The 13,744-nt window shown below is 68.1% G+C and carries 15 protein-coding genes and 1 tRNA gene; 9 read left to right on the plus strand and 7 right to left on the minus strand.

Features of this window, described 5'->3' with window-relative positions:
- Positions 1-10 precede the first annotated feature (10 nt).
- Positions 11-661 (minus strand): MarR family winged helix-turn-helix transcriptional regulator, encoded by a 651-nt coding sequence (locus LRQ07_RS12650; protein WP_232763767.1) that lies wholly within the window; start codon positions 659-661, stop codon positions 11-13.
- A 90-nt stretch (positions 662-751) separates the two neighbouring features.
- On the opposite strand from LRQ07_RS12650, the gene idi reads away from it, so the two are divergent.
- The 8 genes from idi to LRQ07_RS12690 are packed head-to-tail and all read left to right on the plus strand — an operon-like array spanning position 752 to position 8,650.
- Positions 752-1,273: an isopentenyl-diphosphate Delta-isomerase gene (gene idi, locus LRQ07_RS12655; RefSeq protein ID WP_256534819.1), complete on the plus strand. Its 522-nt coding sequence runs from the start codon at positions 752-754 to the stop codon at positions 1,271-1,273.
- A 3-nt stretch (positions 1,274-1,276) separates the two neighbouring features.
- Positions 1,277-2,359: a polyprenyl synthetase family protein gene (locus tag LRQ07_RS12660; RefSeq protein ID WP_256534820.1), complete on the plus strand. Its 1,083-nt coding sequence runs from the start codon at positions 1,277-1,279 to the stop codon at positions 2,357-2,359.
- Positions 2,356-3,264 carry a phytoene/squalene synthase family protein gene (locus LRQ07_RS12665; protein WP_047522490.1) on the plus strand — a complete coding sequence of 303 codons (909 nt, stop codon included), beginning with the start codon at positions 2,356-2,358 and terminating at the stop codon, positions 3,262-3,264. Before LRQ07_RS12660 ends, LRQ07_RS12665 begins: the two co-directional genes overlap by 4 nt.
- The gene (gene crtI, locus LRQ07_RS12670; protein ID WP_256534821.1) at positions 3,261-4,850 is read left to right on the plus strand and encodes a phytoene desaturase family protein; all 1,590 of its coding nucleotides are present in this window, start codon (positions 3,261-3,263) and stop codon (positions 4,848-4,850) included. Before LRQ07_RS12665 ends, crtI begins: the two co-directional genes overlap by 4 nt.
- The gene (locus tag LRQ07_RS12675) at positions 4,850-5,197 is read left to right on the plus strand and encodes a lycopene cyclase domain-containing protein (RefSeq protein WP_047522494.1); all 348 of its coding nucleotides are present in this window, start codon (positions 4,850-4,852) and stop codon (positions 5,195-5,197) included. Before crtI ends, LRQ07_RS12675 begins: the two co-directional genes overlap by 1 nt.
- A complete protein-coding gene (locus LRQ07_RS12680) occupies positions 5,194-5,535 on the plus strand; it encodes a lycopene cyclase domain-containing protein (RefSeq protein WP_153244563.1) in 342 nt (113 codons plus the stop codon). Before LRQ07_RS12675 ends, LRQ07_RS12680 begins: the two co-directional genes overlap by 4 nt.
- Positions 5,532-6,425: a prenyltransferase gene (locus LRQ07_RS12685; protein ID WP_256534822.1), complete on the plus strand. Its 894-nt coding sequence runs from the start codon at positions 5,532-5,534 to the stop codon at positions 6,423-6,425. The genes LRQ07_RS12680 and LRQ07_RS12685 overlap by 4 nt, the downstream gene beginning before the upstream one ends.
- Positions 6,426-6,463: 38 nt before the next feature.
- On the plus strand, positions 6,464-8,650 hold the full coding sequence (locus LRQ07_RS12690) for an MMPL family transporter (protein WP_256534823.1): 2,187 nt from the start codon (positions 6,464-6,466) through the stop codon (positions 8,648-8,650).
- A gap of 40 nt (positions 8,651-8,690) precedes the next feature.
- Here LRQ07_RS12690 and LRQ07_RS12695 read toward each other — a convergent pair.
- From LRQ07_RS12695 to LRQ07_RS12710, 4 genes are all read right to left on the minus strand, one after another.
- Positions 8,691-8,763 (minus strand) — tRNA-Arg (locus LRQ07_RS12695).
- A 47-nt stretch (positions 8,764-8,810) separates the two neighbouring features.
- Positions 8,811-9,308, minus strand: a complete 498-nt coding sequence (locus LRQ07_RS12700) for an HNH endonuclease (RefSeq protein WP_047522501.1) — start codon at positions 9,306-9,308, stop codon at positions 8,811-8,813.
- Positions 9,309-9,617: 309 nt separating this feature from the next.
- The gene (locus tag LRQ07_RS12705; protein WP_052193458.1) at positions 9,618-10,355 is read right to left on the minus strand and encodes a M23 family metallopeptidase; all 738 of its coding nucleotides are present in this window, start codon (positions 10,353-10,355) and stop codon (positions 9,618-9,620) included.
- A gap of 350 nt (positions 10,356-10,705) precedes the next feature.
- A complete protein-coding gene (locus LRQ07_RS12710; protein ID WP_047522511.1) occupies positions 10,706-11,407 on the minus strand; it encodes a metal-dependent transcriptional regulator in 702 nt (233 codons plus the stop codon).
- A gap of 101 nt (positions 11,408-11,508) precedes the next feature.
- Here LRQ07_RS12710 and serC point away from each other — a divergent pair, with 101 nt between their 5' ends.
- Positions 11,509-12,621 (plus strand): phosphoserine transaminase, encoded by a 1,113-nt coding sequence (serC, locus tag LRQ07_RS12715; protein WP_256534824.1) that lies wholly within the window; start codon positions 11,509-11,511, stop codon positions 12,619-12,621.
- A gap of 10 nt (positions 12,622-12,631) precedes the next feature.
- Here serC and LRQ07_RS12720 read toward each other — a convergent pair whose 3' ends face one another.
- Both LRQ07_RS12720 and LRQ07_RS12725 read right to left on the minus strand, forming a co-directional pair.
- Positions 12,632-13,273: a DUF3027 domain-containing protein gene (locus tag LRQ07_RS12720; protein WP_256534825.1), complete on the minus strand. Its 642-nt coding sequence runs from the start codon at positions 13,271-13,273 to the stop codon at positions 12,632-12,634.
- On the minus strand, positions 13,257-13,637 hold the full coding sequence (locus LRQ07_RS12725; RefSeq protein WP_047522525.1) for a cold-shock protein: 381 nt from the start codon (positions 13,635-13,637) through the stop codon (positions 13,257-13,259). The genes LRQ07_RS12720 and LRQ07_RS12725 overlap by 17 nt, the downstream gene beginning before the upstream one ends.
- Positions 13,638-13,744: the final 107 nt, after the last annotated feature.

Below are 13,744 nucleotides of genomic sequence, written 5' to 3' on the forward strand. Positions count from 1 at the left end.
TCGGGGAAGACTATTCGGCCGTCTCCTTCACCCACGGCTCGTCCCGCAAAGTGATCTCCTCGGTCATGTCCGCGAGGAATCGGATGACGACTTCCCTTTCCGCAGGGCTGAGGCGCGCCGCGGAATAGAAGCGCTTGGCCTGCTGACGGCCGACCGTCTCCATCGCAGCCAATCGCGTCTCCGGCGTGATGGCGATATGAAGTGCCCGTCGGTCGGTGGGGTGCGGCGCCCGCGTGATGTGCCCGCCCTTCTCCAACCGGTCGAGGAGCTTCGTCGTCGCCGCCGTGGAGACACCGAGGTGGTGCGCGATGCCCCCGGGGGTTGCGACCAGCTGCCGGTTCGCGCACACGATCAAGTAGTGCAGCGCACGCATGTCGGTCTCATTGAGCCGCATGTAGCGCCGGGACGCCTGTGAGAGCTTCTGCTCCGCCTCTCGCAGATTCGCGAGCGACTCCATGAGCCGGGCGATCTGTCGCAGCTCCTCGGGTGGCACACCCTGCCGGTCCACGAGCGTGCTGCGCGGATCACTGGCGTCGACGTCGTAGATCGCCGAATGCGTCAGTCCATCGGGAGTCTTCTCGTGCCCACTCTCGCTGGGGTCACCGTTCGACAACACTTCCTCCGCGCTCTCCTGCGGGGTGGTGCCGGGCTCCGTGTCCATGCGATCATGTTACACACCAACAGTTTCATGCTAAGTTGACTACTTACCAAGTTAGCGAAACACCGGACGCCTCGGAATCAAGGAGATGCCATGGATGACGTGACCCTCCTTGCCGAAGACGGGACCGCCGTGGGCACGCTGCCGAAGCGCGACGTCCACACCCGCGACACCCCGCTGCATCTGGCGTTCTCCTGCTACGTCCTCGACACGCACGGTCGCCTCTTGCTCACTCGTCGCGCACTGGCGAAGAAGACCTGGCCGGGTGTGTGGACGAACAGCTTCTGCGGTCACCCCCGCCCCGAGGAGGACATGCTCGATGCCGTCCGGCGGCACGGTGTCCACGAGCTCGGGATCGATCTCACCGACCTGCGCCTCGTCCTCCCCGACTACCGCTACCGAGCCGTGGACGCGAGCGGGATCGTCGAGAACGAGATCTGTCCCGTGCACGTCGCCGTCATCGACGGCCGGCCCTCGGCGAACCCCGACGAGGTGTCCGAGTGGATCTGGGTCGACGTGGCCGCTCTCGTCGAGGGCATCACGCACACCCCGTTCGCCTTCAGCCCCTGGCTCGTCGAGCAGCTTCCGATTCTTCGACGACTCGGCGAGGTCTGACCGATGAGCGGCACGGTGACGGAAGAGGACCTCGGGACGCGCATCGAAGAAGCTCTGCGCCACCGCTTCTCGGAGCGCAGCGCGGCTGCCGAGAAATACGGAGCGGAGTTCGTCGGACTCTGGCGCGCCGCCGCGCAGCACGCTCTCGGCGGAAAGCTCGTCCGTCCTCGCCTCCTCATCGACCTTCTGCAATCACTCTCCCCCTCCCCCTTGTCGGAGCGGGAGACCGCGTGCGCGATCGATGTGGCCGCACACGTCGAGCTCCTCCACTTCGCCTTCCTCCTGCACGACGACGTCATCGACGGCGACCTGACCCGGCGGCGCGGTCCGAACCTGATCGGCGCTCTGGTCGCGGCCCACGCCGATACTCACGTCGAGCCCGCACTGCACTGGGCGCGCTCGAGTGCGATCCTCCTCGGGGACATGCTTCTCTCCTCGGCCGTGCTGGGGTTCGCGCGAGCCGATGTCTCCGCCGACGCCCGTGGGCGCCTGCTCTCACTGCTCGAGCAGACGATCTTCGAGACCGTGGCCGGAGAACATGCCGACGTCGCACTGAGCGACGGCGTGATCGCGCCCGATCTGCGAACCATCCTCGCGACGAGCACTTACAAGACGGCGACTTACTCCTTCGTGCTCCCCCTGCGCGCCGCCGCCGTGCTCGCGGGCTCATCCCCCGCCGCCGAGGAACAGCTCAGCGAGATCGGTCGGCATCTCGGCCTCGCCTACCAGTTGCAGGATGATCTGCTCTCCGTGTTCGGCGACCCCGGACAACACGGCAAGGACGCCTACTCCGACCTGCGCGAGGGCAAGGAGACGGCGATCATCGCCTACGCCCGCATGACGGCGCACTGGGAGAGCATCGAGGTGCACTTCGGCAGATCCGAACTCACCGTCTCGGAGGGGTCCGAAGCCCGAGATCAATTGCGCGCGTGCGGTGCCGAGAGCTTCGTCCTCGGACTCATCGACGAGCATCTGGATGCGGTGTCCACCGCGCTTGCCGCCGCGGAGTCCGACGGTACGCTCCCCGCCGCGGCTGCCCAGACGATCCGCGCTCACGCGTCCCGCGTCGAAGGGCGCCGCCGATGACCGCGGAACCGGCTGATCGCACGGACGACACCGCGCTGCGGCGCTTCAACCGCACGGCGGAGATCGCCACGACCGATGTGATCCGCACGTACTCGACCTCGTTCGGCCTCGCCACCCGGCTTCTCGGCAGACGTCATCGTCAGCACGTCCGCAACATCTACGCCATGGTGCGCATCGCCGATGAGATCGTCGACGGGGTGGCCGCCGAGGCCGGACTCGACAGCACTGCGCAGACGGCGGCGCTCGCCTCCTACATCGAAGAGACGCACCGCTCGATGCGGACGGGCTACAGCAGTGACCTCATCCTGCACGCCTTCGCGCGGACGGCACGGGAGTGCGGTATCGGTGAGGACCTGACCGGGCCCTTCTTCGCCTCGATGAGCGCCGACCTCGCCGACGACGCCGACTTCACGGCCTACGATGCCGACGCCCACGCCGACTACGTCTACGGTTCCGCCGAGGTGGTCGGACTCATGTGCCTCCAGGTCTTCCTTCGGGGGGCGGATCGGACGGACGAAGAGCTCCGCACGCTCCGCCGCGGTGCGCGCCAGCTGGGCGCCGCGTTCCAGAACGTCAACTTCCTCCGCGATCTCGCCGACGACACGGACCGGCTCCACCGCGGGTATCTCGGGGGGTCCGCGCGGCTGACGGATGCGGACCGCGATGCCTGGGTGGCGACGGTGTTCCGGCAGCTGGCGGATGCCGAAGCCGCCATCCCCCTCCTCCCGAAGGATGCCCGCGCCGCGGTGCGGAGCGCACTCGCCCTGTTCGCCGCGCTCACCCGACGCGTGGCGAAGACGCCCGTGGAGGTGCTGTACCGCCGACGCGTTCGTGTGCCGGATCCGATCAAGGCCGTGCTCGCGGGTCGCGCCGTGATCGTGACGACGTGGGAGCGGGACCGATGAGCCGCGTGGTGGTGATCGGTGCGGGCGTCGCCGGCCTCGCGACGGCCGGCCTCCTGGCGAAGGACGGGCACGAGGTCGTCGTCCTCGAGAAGAATGACCGCGTCGGCGGGCGCGCAGGATCCATCGAGCGGGACGGGTTCCGCTTCGACTCAGGGCCCTCGTGGTACCTGATGCCGGAGGTGTTCGATCACTTCTTCGCGATGATGGGGACCTCGACGTCGGAGCAGCTCGACCTCACTGCGCTCGACCCGGGATATCGGGTGTTCCGTTCGCCTCGGTCCTCGGGGTCGGTGAGCGTCCCCGCGGGACGTGACGCGGTCACCGAGCTCTTCGACGAGCTGGAGCCGGGCTCCGGTCCCGCCCTCGACGCGTATCTGGACTCCGCGCGCGACGCAGCGGCGATGGCGGAGAAGTACTTCCTGTACAACCCGTTCACCCGCATGCGCACTCTCGCCGCCCCGGAGGTCCTGCGGGCGCTCCCCCGGCTGTTCACGCTCCTCGGCACCCGACTGCAGTCGTTCGCGGAGCAGCGATTCCTTCATCCGGTCGTGCGACAGATCCTCGGCTACCCCGCCGTCTTCCTCGGCACCGACCCGCGCACCGCTCCTGCGATGTACCACCTCATGAGCGCACTCGACCTCGATCAGGGCGTGCGCTACCCCCAAGGCGGCTTCTGGCGCGTCGTCGAACGGATCGACGCGCTGGCTCGCGCTGCGGGGGCGCGGATCGTGACCGGAGCTGATGTCACCGGCATCCACACGCAGGACGGCCCCGACGGCGTGCACACGACCGGCGTCGGCTGGACGGACGACGCGGGCGTCGCACACGTGGAGCACGCCGACATCGTGGTCTCGGCCGCGGACCTGCACCACACCGAGACCGTGCTGCTGCCGCCTTCCCTGCAGACCTACCCCGAGTCCTGGTGGTCACGGCGTACCAGCGGGCCCGGCGGGGTGCTCGTGATGCTGGGAGTGCGGGGCTCGTTGCCTGAGCTTCCGCATCATTCCCTGTTCTTCACCGATGACTGGGACGCCAACTTCGACGCGATCTTCGGAGCGACCCCGACCGTTCCCGATCCGGCGTCGACCTACGTGTGCCGACCGAGCGCGTCGGATCCCGATGTCGCTCCGGAGGGCCATGAGAACCTGTTCGTCCTGATCCCGGTCCCGGCAGACGTCGAACTCGGACACGGCGGACCCGACGGGACGGGATCACCCGCGGTCGAGAGCGCGGCGGATGCCGCGATCGATCAGATCGCCACCTGGGCCGGGATCCCGGATCTGCGCGAACGCATCGTGGTGCGCGAGACGATCGGCCCCGCGGACTTCCAGGACGACTACCACTCCTGGCGCGGAGGGATGCTGGGGCCGGCGCACATCCTGTCCCAGAGTGCGATGTTCCGCGCGCAGAACGCCTCCCGGCGTGTGCAGGGCCTGTTCTACGCCGGGGCCACCACCGCGCCGGGTGTCGGCGTCCCGATGTGCCTCATCAGTGCGGAGATCGTCCTCAAGCGCATCCGCGGTGATCACTCCCCCGGCCCGCTCCCCGTTCCCGTGCCCACCGCTGTCGGGACGGAGGCCTCCTGATGGGCATGGTGTACCTGGCGGCCCTTCTCCTGTCGCTGGGCTGCATGCTCCTGCTGGATTGGCGGTTCCGCCTCTTCTTCTGGCGCGATGCCGTGTCGGCGACGGTCGTGACGGTCGTCGGGCTCGTCTTCTTCCTCCTGTGGGATGTGGCGGGCATCGCCAACGGGATCTTCTTCCGCGGTGACGGCGCAATCGCGACCGGGATCGTGCTCGCGCCGGAACTGCCGATCGAAGAACCCGTGTTCCTGCTGTTCCTCGTGGTGTGCACGATGGTGATCTACACCGGGGCCGAACGCCTGATCACGCGCTGGCGTGAAAACCGTCGTGCAGGGGCGGGTGCGTCATGAGCTACATCCAACTCGCCGCCTGCTTCCTGCTCGTCGCCGTCGTGGTCGGTGTCATCCTGCCGCTTCTCCGCCGACGCCGGGGACCGCTCCCGGCCGCTGTGCTGCTCACCGTGCTGGTGCTCTTCGTCCTCACCGCCGTGTTCGACACCGTGATGATCGCGAGCGGATTGTTCCACTACGCGCAAGGTCCGCTGCTCGGCATCCACATCGGGCTGGCCCCCGTCGAGGACTTCGCCTACCCGCTGGCCGGTGCCCTGCTCCTTCCCGCCGTGTGGGCCGAACTGCGCGCGCGACGGCGGGCACGCGAGGACCGCAACACCGACGAGGAGCACGGATGAGCGCCGGAGCCACACCATCCCGCACGCTCGGACGGGATCTCGCGCAGATCCTGCTGTCGTCGCGACCCATCAGCTGGATCAACACCGCGTTCCCTTTCGCAGCCGCCTACCTGCTCACCACCCGTGAGCTCGATGTGACCTTGCTGGTCGGCACGCTGTACTTCCTCATCCCGTACAACCTGGCGATGTACGGCATCAACGACGTCTTCGACTACGCGTCCGACCTCGCGAACCCGCGTAAGGGCGGGATCGAGGGCGCGCTCCTGGCACCGCGCATCCATCGCGCCACCCTCTGGGCAGCGGCAGGGACGAACATCCCGTTCCTCGCCTACCTCGTGATCGTCGGCAACCCGGCGTCCTGGTTCTGGCTGGCCGTGAGCGTGTTCGCGGTGATCGCCTACTCCGCACCGGTGCTGCGCTTCAAGGAGCGGCCGTTCCTCGATTCGATGACGTCGAGCACGCACTTCGTCAGCCCGGCGATCGTCGGGCTCGCGCTGGCCGGCGCATCCGTCACGGCCGCCACCACGCTCACCCTCGTCGCGTTCTTCCTGTGGGGCATGGCAGCGCATGCCTTCGGTGCCGTGCAGGATGTCGGACCGGACCGCGAAGCCGGGATCTCCTCGATCGCGACCGTGATCGGGGCGAGGGCGACCGTACGACTGTCCCTGTCGCTGTGGGTGCTCGCCGGAGCCGCGATGCTCCTGACTCCCTGGCCGGGACCGCTCGCCGCGGTGCTCGCACTGCCCTATGTGATGAACGCGGCACCGTGGTGGAACGTCGACGACGCCGGCTCGGCAGCCACGAACCGGGCCTGGCGGCGCTTCATCGCGCTGAACTATTTCGCCGGTTTCCTCGCGACGATGATCCTCATCCTCGCGTGGGTGTCCTGACCCTCCCCGACAACAGAAACCCTTCCGAGAGGAACACGATGTCCCGCCCCGACTCCGCGCCGACTCCACCGATCAGGGAGCGCTCACGACGCCACTCCTGGGTACGCGTGTTCCTTCCGGTGGCGCTGATCCTCGTCTGGTTGGTGGGTGCCTCGCTCGGCGGTCCCCTGTTCGGCAAGGTCGACGAGGTGTCGTCCAACGACCAGACGACCTATCTGCCGGAGTCGGCGCAGGCCACCGAGGTCCAGCAACTGCTCGGCGAGTTCAACGACAGCGATTCGATCCCGGCCATCGCAGTGTTCACCTCGGAAGACGCGCTCACCTCTTCCGCGCTGGACGCCATCTCCGACGCCGTCGCGGACGCACCGAACGTGGAGGGCGTCGGCGACGACGTCTCTCCAGCGCTCCCCTCCGAGGACGGGAAAGCCGTCCAGGCCTTCATCCCGATCGAGAGCGACGCGGAACTCGCCGATGCGACGGCGGCTCTCGGCGACGAGCTGCGCGGCGCCGTCCCCGACGGCATCACGGTGTACATCACCGGCCCAGCCGGCTTCAGCGCCGATCTGGTCGCGGGCTTCGCCGGCATCGACGGCCTGCTGCTCGGTGTCGCGCTCCTCGCCGTCCTGATCATCCTGGTGCTCGTCTACCGATCGTTCCTGTTGCCCCTCGTCGTGCTGTCCACGAGCCTGTTCGCGCTCTGCGTGGCACTCCTGGTCGTGTGGTGGCTCGCGAAGTTCGAGGTGCTGCTGCTCAGTGGCCAGACCCAGGGCATCCTCTTCATCCTCGTGATCGGCGCCGCCACCGACTACGCCCTGCTCCTCGTGGCACGCTTCCGGGAGGAGCTGCGGGTCTCCCAGGACAAGGGCGTGGCGCTGCTCGCCGCCTGGAAGGGGTCGGTCGAGCCGATCGCCGCCTCGGGTGGGACCGTGATCGCCGGGCTCCTCTGCCTGCTGCTGAGCGACCTGAAATCGAACAGCACCCTCGGCCCCGTGGCCGCGATCGGCATCGTGTTCGCGATGCTCTCCGCGCTGACGCTGCTGCCCTCGCTCCTGCTGCTCTTCGGCCGTGCGGTGTTCTGGCCACGACGCCCGCACTTCGAGCCCGAGGTCGTCGCCGCCGAGCACGGCATGAGGACGACGGGCCTGTGGGCTCGGCTGGCCGGCGTGATCAAGCGCCGCCCTCGGGTGATCTGGATCGTGACCACACTCGTCCTCCTGGCCGGAGCCGCCGGAGTGACCCAGCTCGATGCCAACGGTGTTCCGCAGTCCGAGCTGGTACTCGGCGCCTCGGAGGCCCGTGACGGACAGGTCGCGCTCGGTGAACACTTCCCCGGCGGATCCGGCAGCCCCGTGTACGTGGTCGTCGACGAGGACCGCCTGCAGGATGTCGCCGACGTGCTCCTCGCCAACGACGGCGTCGATGCGGTCTCGGTCACCGCGGCGGATTCCCCCAGCGGCAGCGCGCCCGTGACGGCCGACGGCATCACAGCCGTCGGTCCTCCCGGGACGCCGGTCCCCGAGCCGACGACCGTCGACGGCGAGGTGCTCCTCCAGGGAACGCTCACGGACGCGGCGGACTCCGAAGCCGCCGCGGCCACGGTGCGCGAGCTGCGGACCGAGCTCGACGGCACGAACGCCCTCGTCGGCGGAGTCACCGCCACGTCCATCGACACGAACGACGCGTCGATCCACGACCGCAACCTGATCATCCCGGTGATCCTCGTCGTGATCATGGTGATCCTGATGCTGTTGCTGCGCTCGGTCCTCGCCCCTGTCCTGCTGATCCTCACCACAGTGCTGTCGTTCGGCACGGCGATGGGAGTCTCGGCGCTCGTGTTCAACGGGATCTTCGACTTCTCCGGTGCCGACCCCGCCGTCCCGCTCTTCGGCTTCGTGTTCCTGGTCGCGCTGGGGATCGACTACAACATCTTCCTGATGACCCGTGTGCGCGAGGAGTCGAAGGCGCACGGCACGCGCGAAGGGATCCTGCGCGGACTCTCGATCACGGGGGGCGTGATCACGTCGGCGGGTCTGGTCCTGGCCGCGACGTTCGCCGCGCTCTCCGTGATCCCGATCCTGTTCCTCGTCCAGCTGTCGTTCATCGTCGCCTTCGGAGTGCTGCTCGACACGTTCGTCGTCCGCTCTCTGCTCGTGCCGGCCCTGACCTACGACATCGGCAAAGCGATCTGGTGGCCTTCGAAGCTCTGGCGGCGCGGAGAGGACTGAGACGCACCGCCCCACAGCGGGAAGCGACGACCTCGTTGGGTGCCCTCGACAGGATTCGAACCTGCGACCTGCCCTTTAGGAGAGGGCTGCTCTATCCCCTGAGCTACGAGGGCGCGCGTCAAGTCTACGTGACTCGAGAGCGCGCCCTCGGCGCCCCTGGCTAGGCGGCGAGAGCCAGGTACGGCTCCCATCGCGGGTCGCTGCGTTCGGTTCCCCGCACCGTCCAGGCCGTGCCGTGCGGGGGACGCGGCGTGAATCGCAGCTGCCAGCGCATCTCCTGCGGGGTGCGGTCGCTCTTGACGTTGTTGCAGCGCAGGCAGCAGGCGACGAGGTTCTCCCAGGAGTCCGCGCCTCCACGCGAACGCGGCAGCACGTGGTCGATCGTGGAGGCGGCTTTCCCGCAGTAGCCGCACCGGTGATTGTCGCGACGGAGCACGCCACGCCGCGTGACCGGCACTCGTCTGCTCGTCGGCACCCGGACGTACCGGGCGAGGATGATGACCGCGGGACGATCGTAGACACCGTGGGTGCCCCAGACGGGGTCGTCTTCCACGCGTTCGATAACGGTCGCCTTGTCGTTCATGACGAGCACGAGGGCTCGTTTGAACGACACGATCGCGAGCGGCTCGTATCCGGCATTCAGGACCAGTGTGCGCATTCGTCATCCTCTCGATCCGCCGGGACGGCTTCCCGGCACTCTCGACTCACACGAGGTCGCGCAGGTGGCAGAGCGATCGCAGGGACGAAAAAAGGCGCCGTCTAAAGACAGCGCCTTTCGCGCACGGCAACGCCGTGGCATCCCTGCGGGCTATGCAGAAGGACGTGACGACCGAGGGCATCCATGGTTCGGATGGTCGGTATTCGCTCCATCTGCCTCTCCCCGCTGTTCGACAACGGGATCAGGCTAACCCATCTCCCTGGATGCAGGGCGAAACAGCGGGTGAATGAGGGAGAACGTGTCGGAGAATCAGCCGGCGTTGACCGACAGCCACGACATGGGCTCGACGAGTCCGCCGTTGATCCAGACCTCGAAGTGGAGGTGGTTCGCGGTCGATCGTCCGGTGCTGCCCACGTAGCCGATCAGCTGCCCCGCGGCGACCGTCTGGCCGACCTGCACCTGACGCGAGCCGTAGATCATGTGCCCGTAGGTGGTCTGCACGCGCTGACCACCGACGACACTGTCGAGCATGATGCACACGCCGTAGCCGCCGATGCTCTCCGCCGAGGCGCGGACCACACCCGCCGCGGCCGCATAGATCGGGGTGCCAGCGGGAGCGAGCATGTCGGCACCGTTGTGGCCGCCGCCGATCGTGCGACTGACGTTCCAGGAGCCCATCGGGAGCGGGTACCGGACCTCGCCGGACCCGGGCGAAGTGAGGGCGTAACCCGCGGAGTTGAACTGAGCGGACGCAGTGGTCGCGGCGGCGGCACGAGCGGCTGCGGCCTCCTCCGCCTTCTTCTTCGCGATCTCCTCCGGAGTCGTGGCGCTGAAGGTTCCACGGCTCAACGGTGCGGCAGTGGCCTGCGAGGCGACGACGAGGGACTGCGCGTCGACCGCGGCGAGCTGCTGCAGGGTCGTCGTCGCGGCGGCTTCGGTCGGCTTCGGCGAGGCGAAGGCCGGAAGCGCGATCCCGGCGACCAGTGCACCGACGGCCCCGAAGATGGCGATGGAACGAAGTGGCTTCAGAGCCTTGCGAGCACCCACGCGCGCGCCGGTCCGGCGGGCTGGTACTCGGTCTTCAGATGTCTTCTTCGCGGTCGGTTCGATGTCTGCGGCCAAAACGTGGTCCTCCTGGGCCCTCGCGCTTTCGGGTAGCGCTGGCTCGTCGGCACTCTGCTCTCGTGGCATGAATGTAGCTCGGGGTACTTCGTGCGTTCCTGCCGTGAAGACGACGAGCCTGGAAGGCGAATCTTCGCGGTGCGTCTCCAGCGGGCTTCTTCGCTGGCGACTCGACCGAGGTTACCGGAAGATAACGATCGTGTCACCCCAGGAACCTGACAATCATCGCAGAGGCCCGGCCGGGGTCCTTCTCCACGCCGGGATCCCGCGGAGGATCAGGCCGGTTCGCCCACCAGGAAGATGTGCGAAGCCAGCTCGACAGGAAGCTCGAGTCCATCGGTCTGGCCGTCCATCTGGATGAGGACGTATCCCTCGCTGAAACGGAAGTCACCGTGCGCGCCGGGCACCACGCCGGCGTCGCGGAGCTGCTCCAGCAGTTCGGGGTCGACCTGCGCGGGCTCGGCGAGACGGCGGACCGTGCCCTCGACGGGCTCCCCCGCCGCGTTCAGACGCTGCACGAGACCGATGACGCCTTCGTCGAAGGTACGAGCGGGGATGTCGCCGAGCTGGTCGAGGCCCGGGATCGGGTTGCCGTAGGGCGACTCGGTCGGGTGGCCGAGGAGCTCGACCAAGCGGCGCTCCACCTGCTCGCTCATGACGTGCTCCCACCGGCAGGCCTCTTCGTGGACGAACGCCCAGTCGAGCCCGATGACGTCCGAGAGCAGGCGCTCGGCGAGACGGTGCTTGCGCATCACGTCGACGGCCTTGCGACGCCCCGCGTCGGTGAGCTCGAGCGTGCGATCTTCGGAGACGATGACGAGACCGTCGCGCTCCATGCGCCCGACCGTCTGCGAAACCGTGGGACCCGAGTGGCCCAGGCGCTCGGAGATGCGCGCGCGCAGCGGCACGATGTTCTCCTCCTCGAGTTCGAGGATGGTGCGGAGATACATCTCCGTGGTGTCGATCAGATCGGTCATGTGCAGGCCCTCCGAGGTTCTTAGGCAAGCCTACATTCCCGGACGGACATCGGATCCGTGCACGGTGCGGGAGCCCACCGCTCGCCCCCTAGAATCAAGCCATGGCGATCGAGATTCCCCGTGACCTCCTGCCCACTGACGGCCGCTTCGGCTGCGGCCCCTCGAAGGTGCGCCCCGCGCAACTCGAGGCCCTGGCCGCCTCGGGAGCCTCGATCCTGGGGACATCGCATCGCCAGGCCCCGGTGAAGAACCTCGTCGGAAGCGTGCGCGAACAGCTCGCTGCACTACTGCGCGTTCCCGAGGGATACGAGATCATCGTCGGCAACGGCGGATCCACCGCGTTCTGGGATGCCGCTGCGTTCGGACTCATCGAGCGCCGCAGCCAGAACCTCGTGTTCGGTGAGTTCGGCGGCAAGTTCGCCGCCGCTGCGGGGGCTCCGTGGCTCGAGGCTCCCGATGTCCGCAAGGCCGAGCCGGGATCGCTGACCGTCGCCGAGCCCGTGCCGGGTGTCGACGTCTACGCCTGGCCCCACAACGAGACCTCGACCGGAGTCGCGGCACCCATCGCCCGCGTCGACGCCGAGGGGGCGCTCACCGTCATCGACGCGACGAGCGCTGCCGGCGGAATCGACTTCGATGCCGCCCAGGCCGACGTGTACTACTTCGCACCGCAGAAGAACCTCGGTTCGGACGGCGGCCTCTGGTTCGCCGCCGTCTCCCCCGCCGCGATCGAACGCATCGAACGCATCGCCGCGACCGACCGGTACATCCCCGAGTTCCTCAGCCTGAAGAACGCGGTCGACAACTCGCGCCTCAACCAGACGCTCAACACCCCGGCCCTCACGACGCTGCACCTGCTCGACAGCCAGTTGCGGTGGATCCTCGACAACGGAGGACTCGCCTGGGCCGCGGCCCGCACGGCGGAGTCCTCTTCGGTGCTCTACGACTGGGCGGAAGCGTCGTCGGTCGCCACTCCGTTCGTCGCCGATGCCGCGCACCGGTCACCCGTGGTCGCGACGATCGACTTCGACGACAGCATCGACGCCGCCGCCATCGCGAAGACGCTCCGCGCCAACGGGATCGTCGACACGGAGCCCTACCGCAAGCTCGGTCGCAACCAGTTGCGCGTGGCGACGTTCGTCTCCATCGAGCCGGACGACGTGCGCCAGCTCACCCGTTCCATCGAGTACGTGCTGGAGAACCTGGGCGCCTGAGCGCCCGGGCTCACTCCTCTTCGTCGACCTCGCCGGCGTCCTCATCGAGGGCGCCGGCTTCGTCGTCCTCGGTTTCGTCGTCCTCGTCTTCGTCCGCGGCGTCGTCGTCCTCGGTCGCGTCCGCGTCGGCTTCGGCGACGGAATCGTCGAGCTCATCGATGTCGACGCCGTCGACGTCACCCGCATGCAGGATGTCCGAGACGTGGTCGCCCTCATCGAGGTCATCCTCGTCTTCGTCGAGGTCCTCGTCGAGATCGTCGTCCGCGTCGTCGTCCAGCTCGTCGTCGGGCGATTCTCCGTCACCGTCCGCCGCGGCCGCTTCGGCGAGCTCGGCCTGGTGTGCGCGATACTCCGCCAGCCGCTCGGCCCAGGGCACCCACTCCGGCGCGAGGAGAGCACCTTCACCGGGGAGCAGTTCGACCTCGAGGACCGTCGGGTCCTCGTCGTCCACTCGGGCGATCGTCACCGTCCAGTACCACCCGGGGTAGCCGGCGAGACGGTTCTCGAATCGCAGCGAGACGGAGCCGTCGTCCTCGGGGAGGTAGCCGGCAGCCGGTCCGATGGAGGACGCAGGGGTGATCTCGCGCAAAGCTGCCAGCGCGAGATCGTGGGCGCCGATGAGACGGGCGTCGGCGTCAGGCTTCGAGGTCATCGGCGACCTTGCGCAGGACGGCCGCGATCTTGCGGCCGTGTCCGGAGGAGGGGTAGCGTCCGCGGCGCAGGTCTCCGCCGATGCCGTCGAGGAGCTTCACGAGGTCTTCGACGATGATCGCCATGTCGTCGGCGGGCTTGCGCTTGGCCTTCGACAGGCTGGGCGGCGCCTCGAGCACCCGCACCGAGAGGGCCTGGAGGCCGCGCTTGCCGTCTGCCACGCCGAACTCCACGCGCGCACCCGCCTTCACCGCGGCACCCGCAGGCATCGCAGAGGCGTGCAGGAAGACGTCCTGGCCGTCATCGCTGGCGATGAAGCCGAAACCCTTGTCTTCGTCGTAGAACCTGACCTTGCCGGTGGGCATGGGAGAACCTCGCTGAGATCGATATGCAGAACCATTGACGCGCTGGTGCGCGTACTCCCAGCCTACCGGTCGCGGGCTTCGCCGATCCGATGGTGTCGGTGAGAGTA

Origin of the sequence: Microbacterium sp. J1-1 (genome assembly GCF_024498615.1) — a bacterium.
Taxonomy (GTDB): Bacteria; Actinomycetota; Actinomycetes; order Actinomycetales; family Microbacteriaceae; genus Microbacterium; species Microbacterium aurugineum.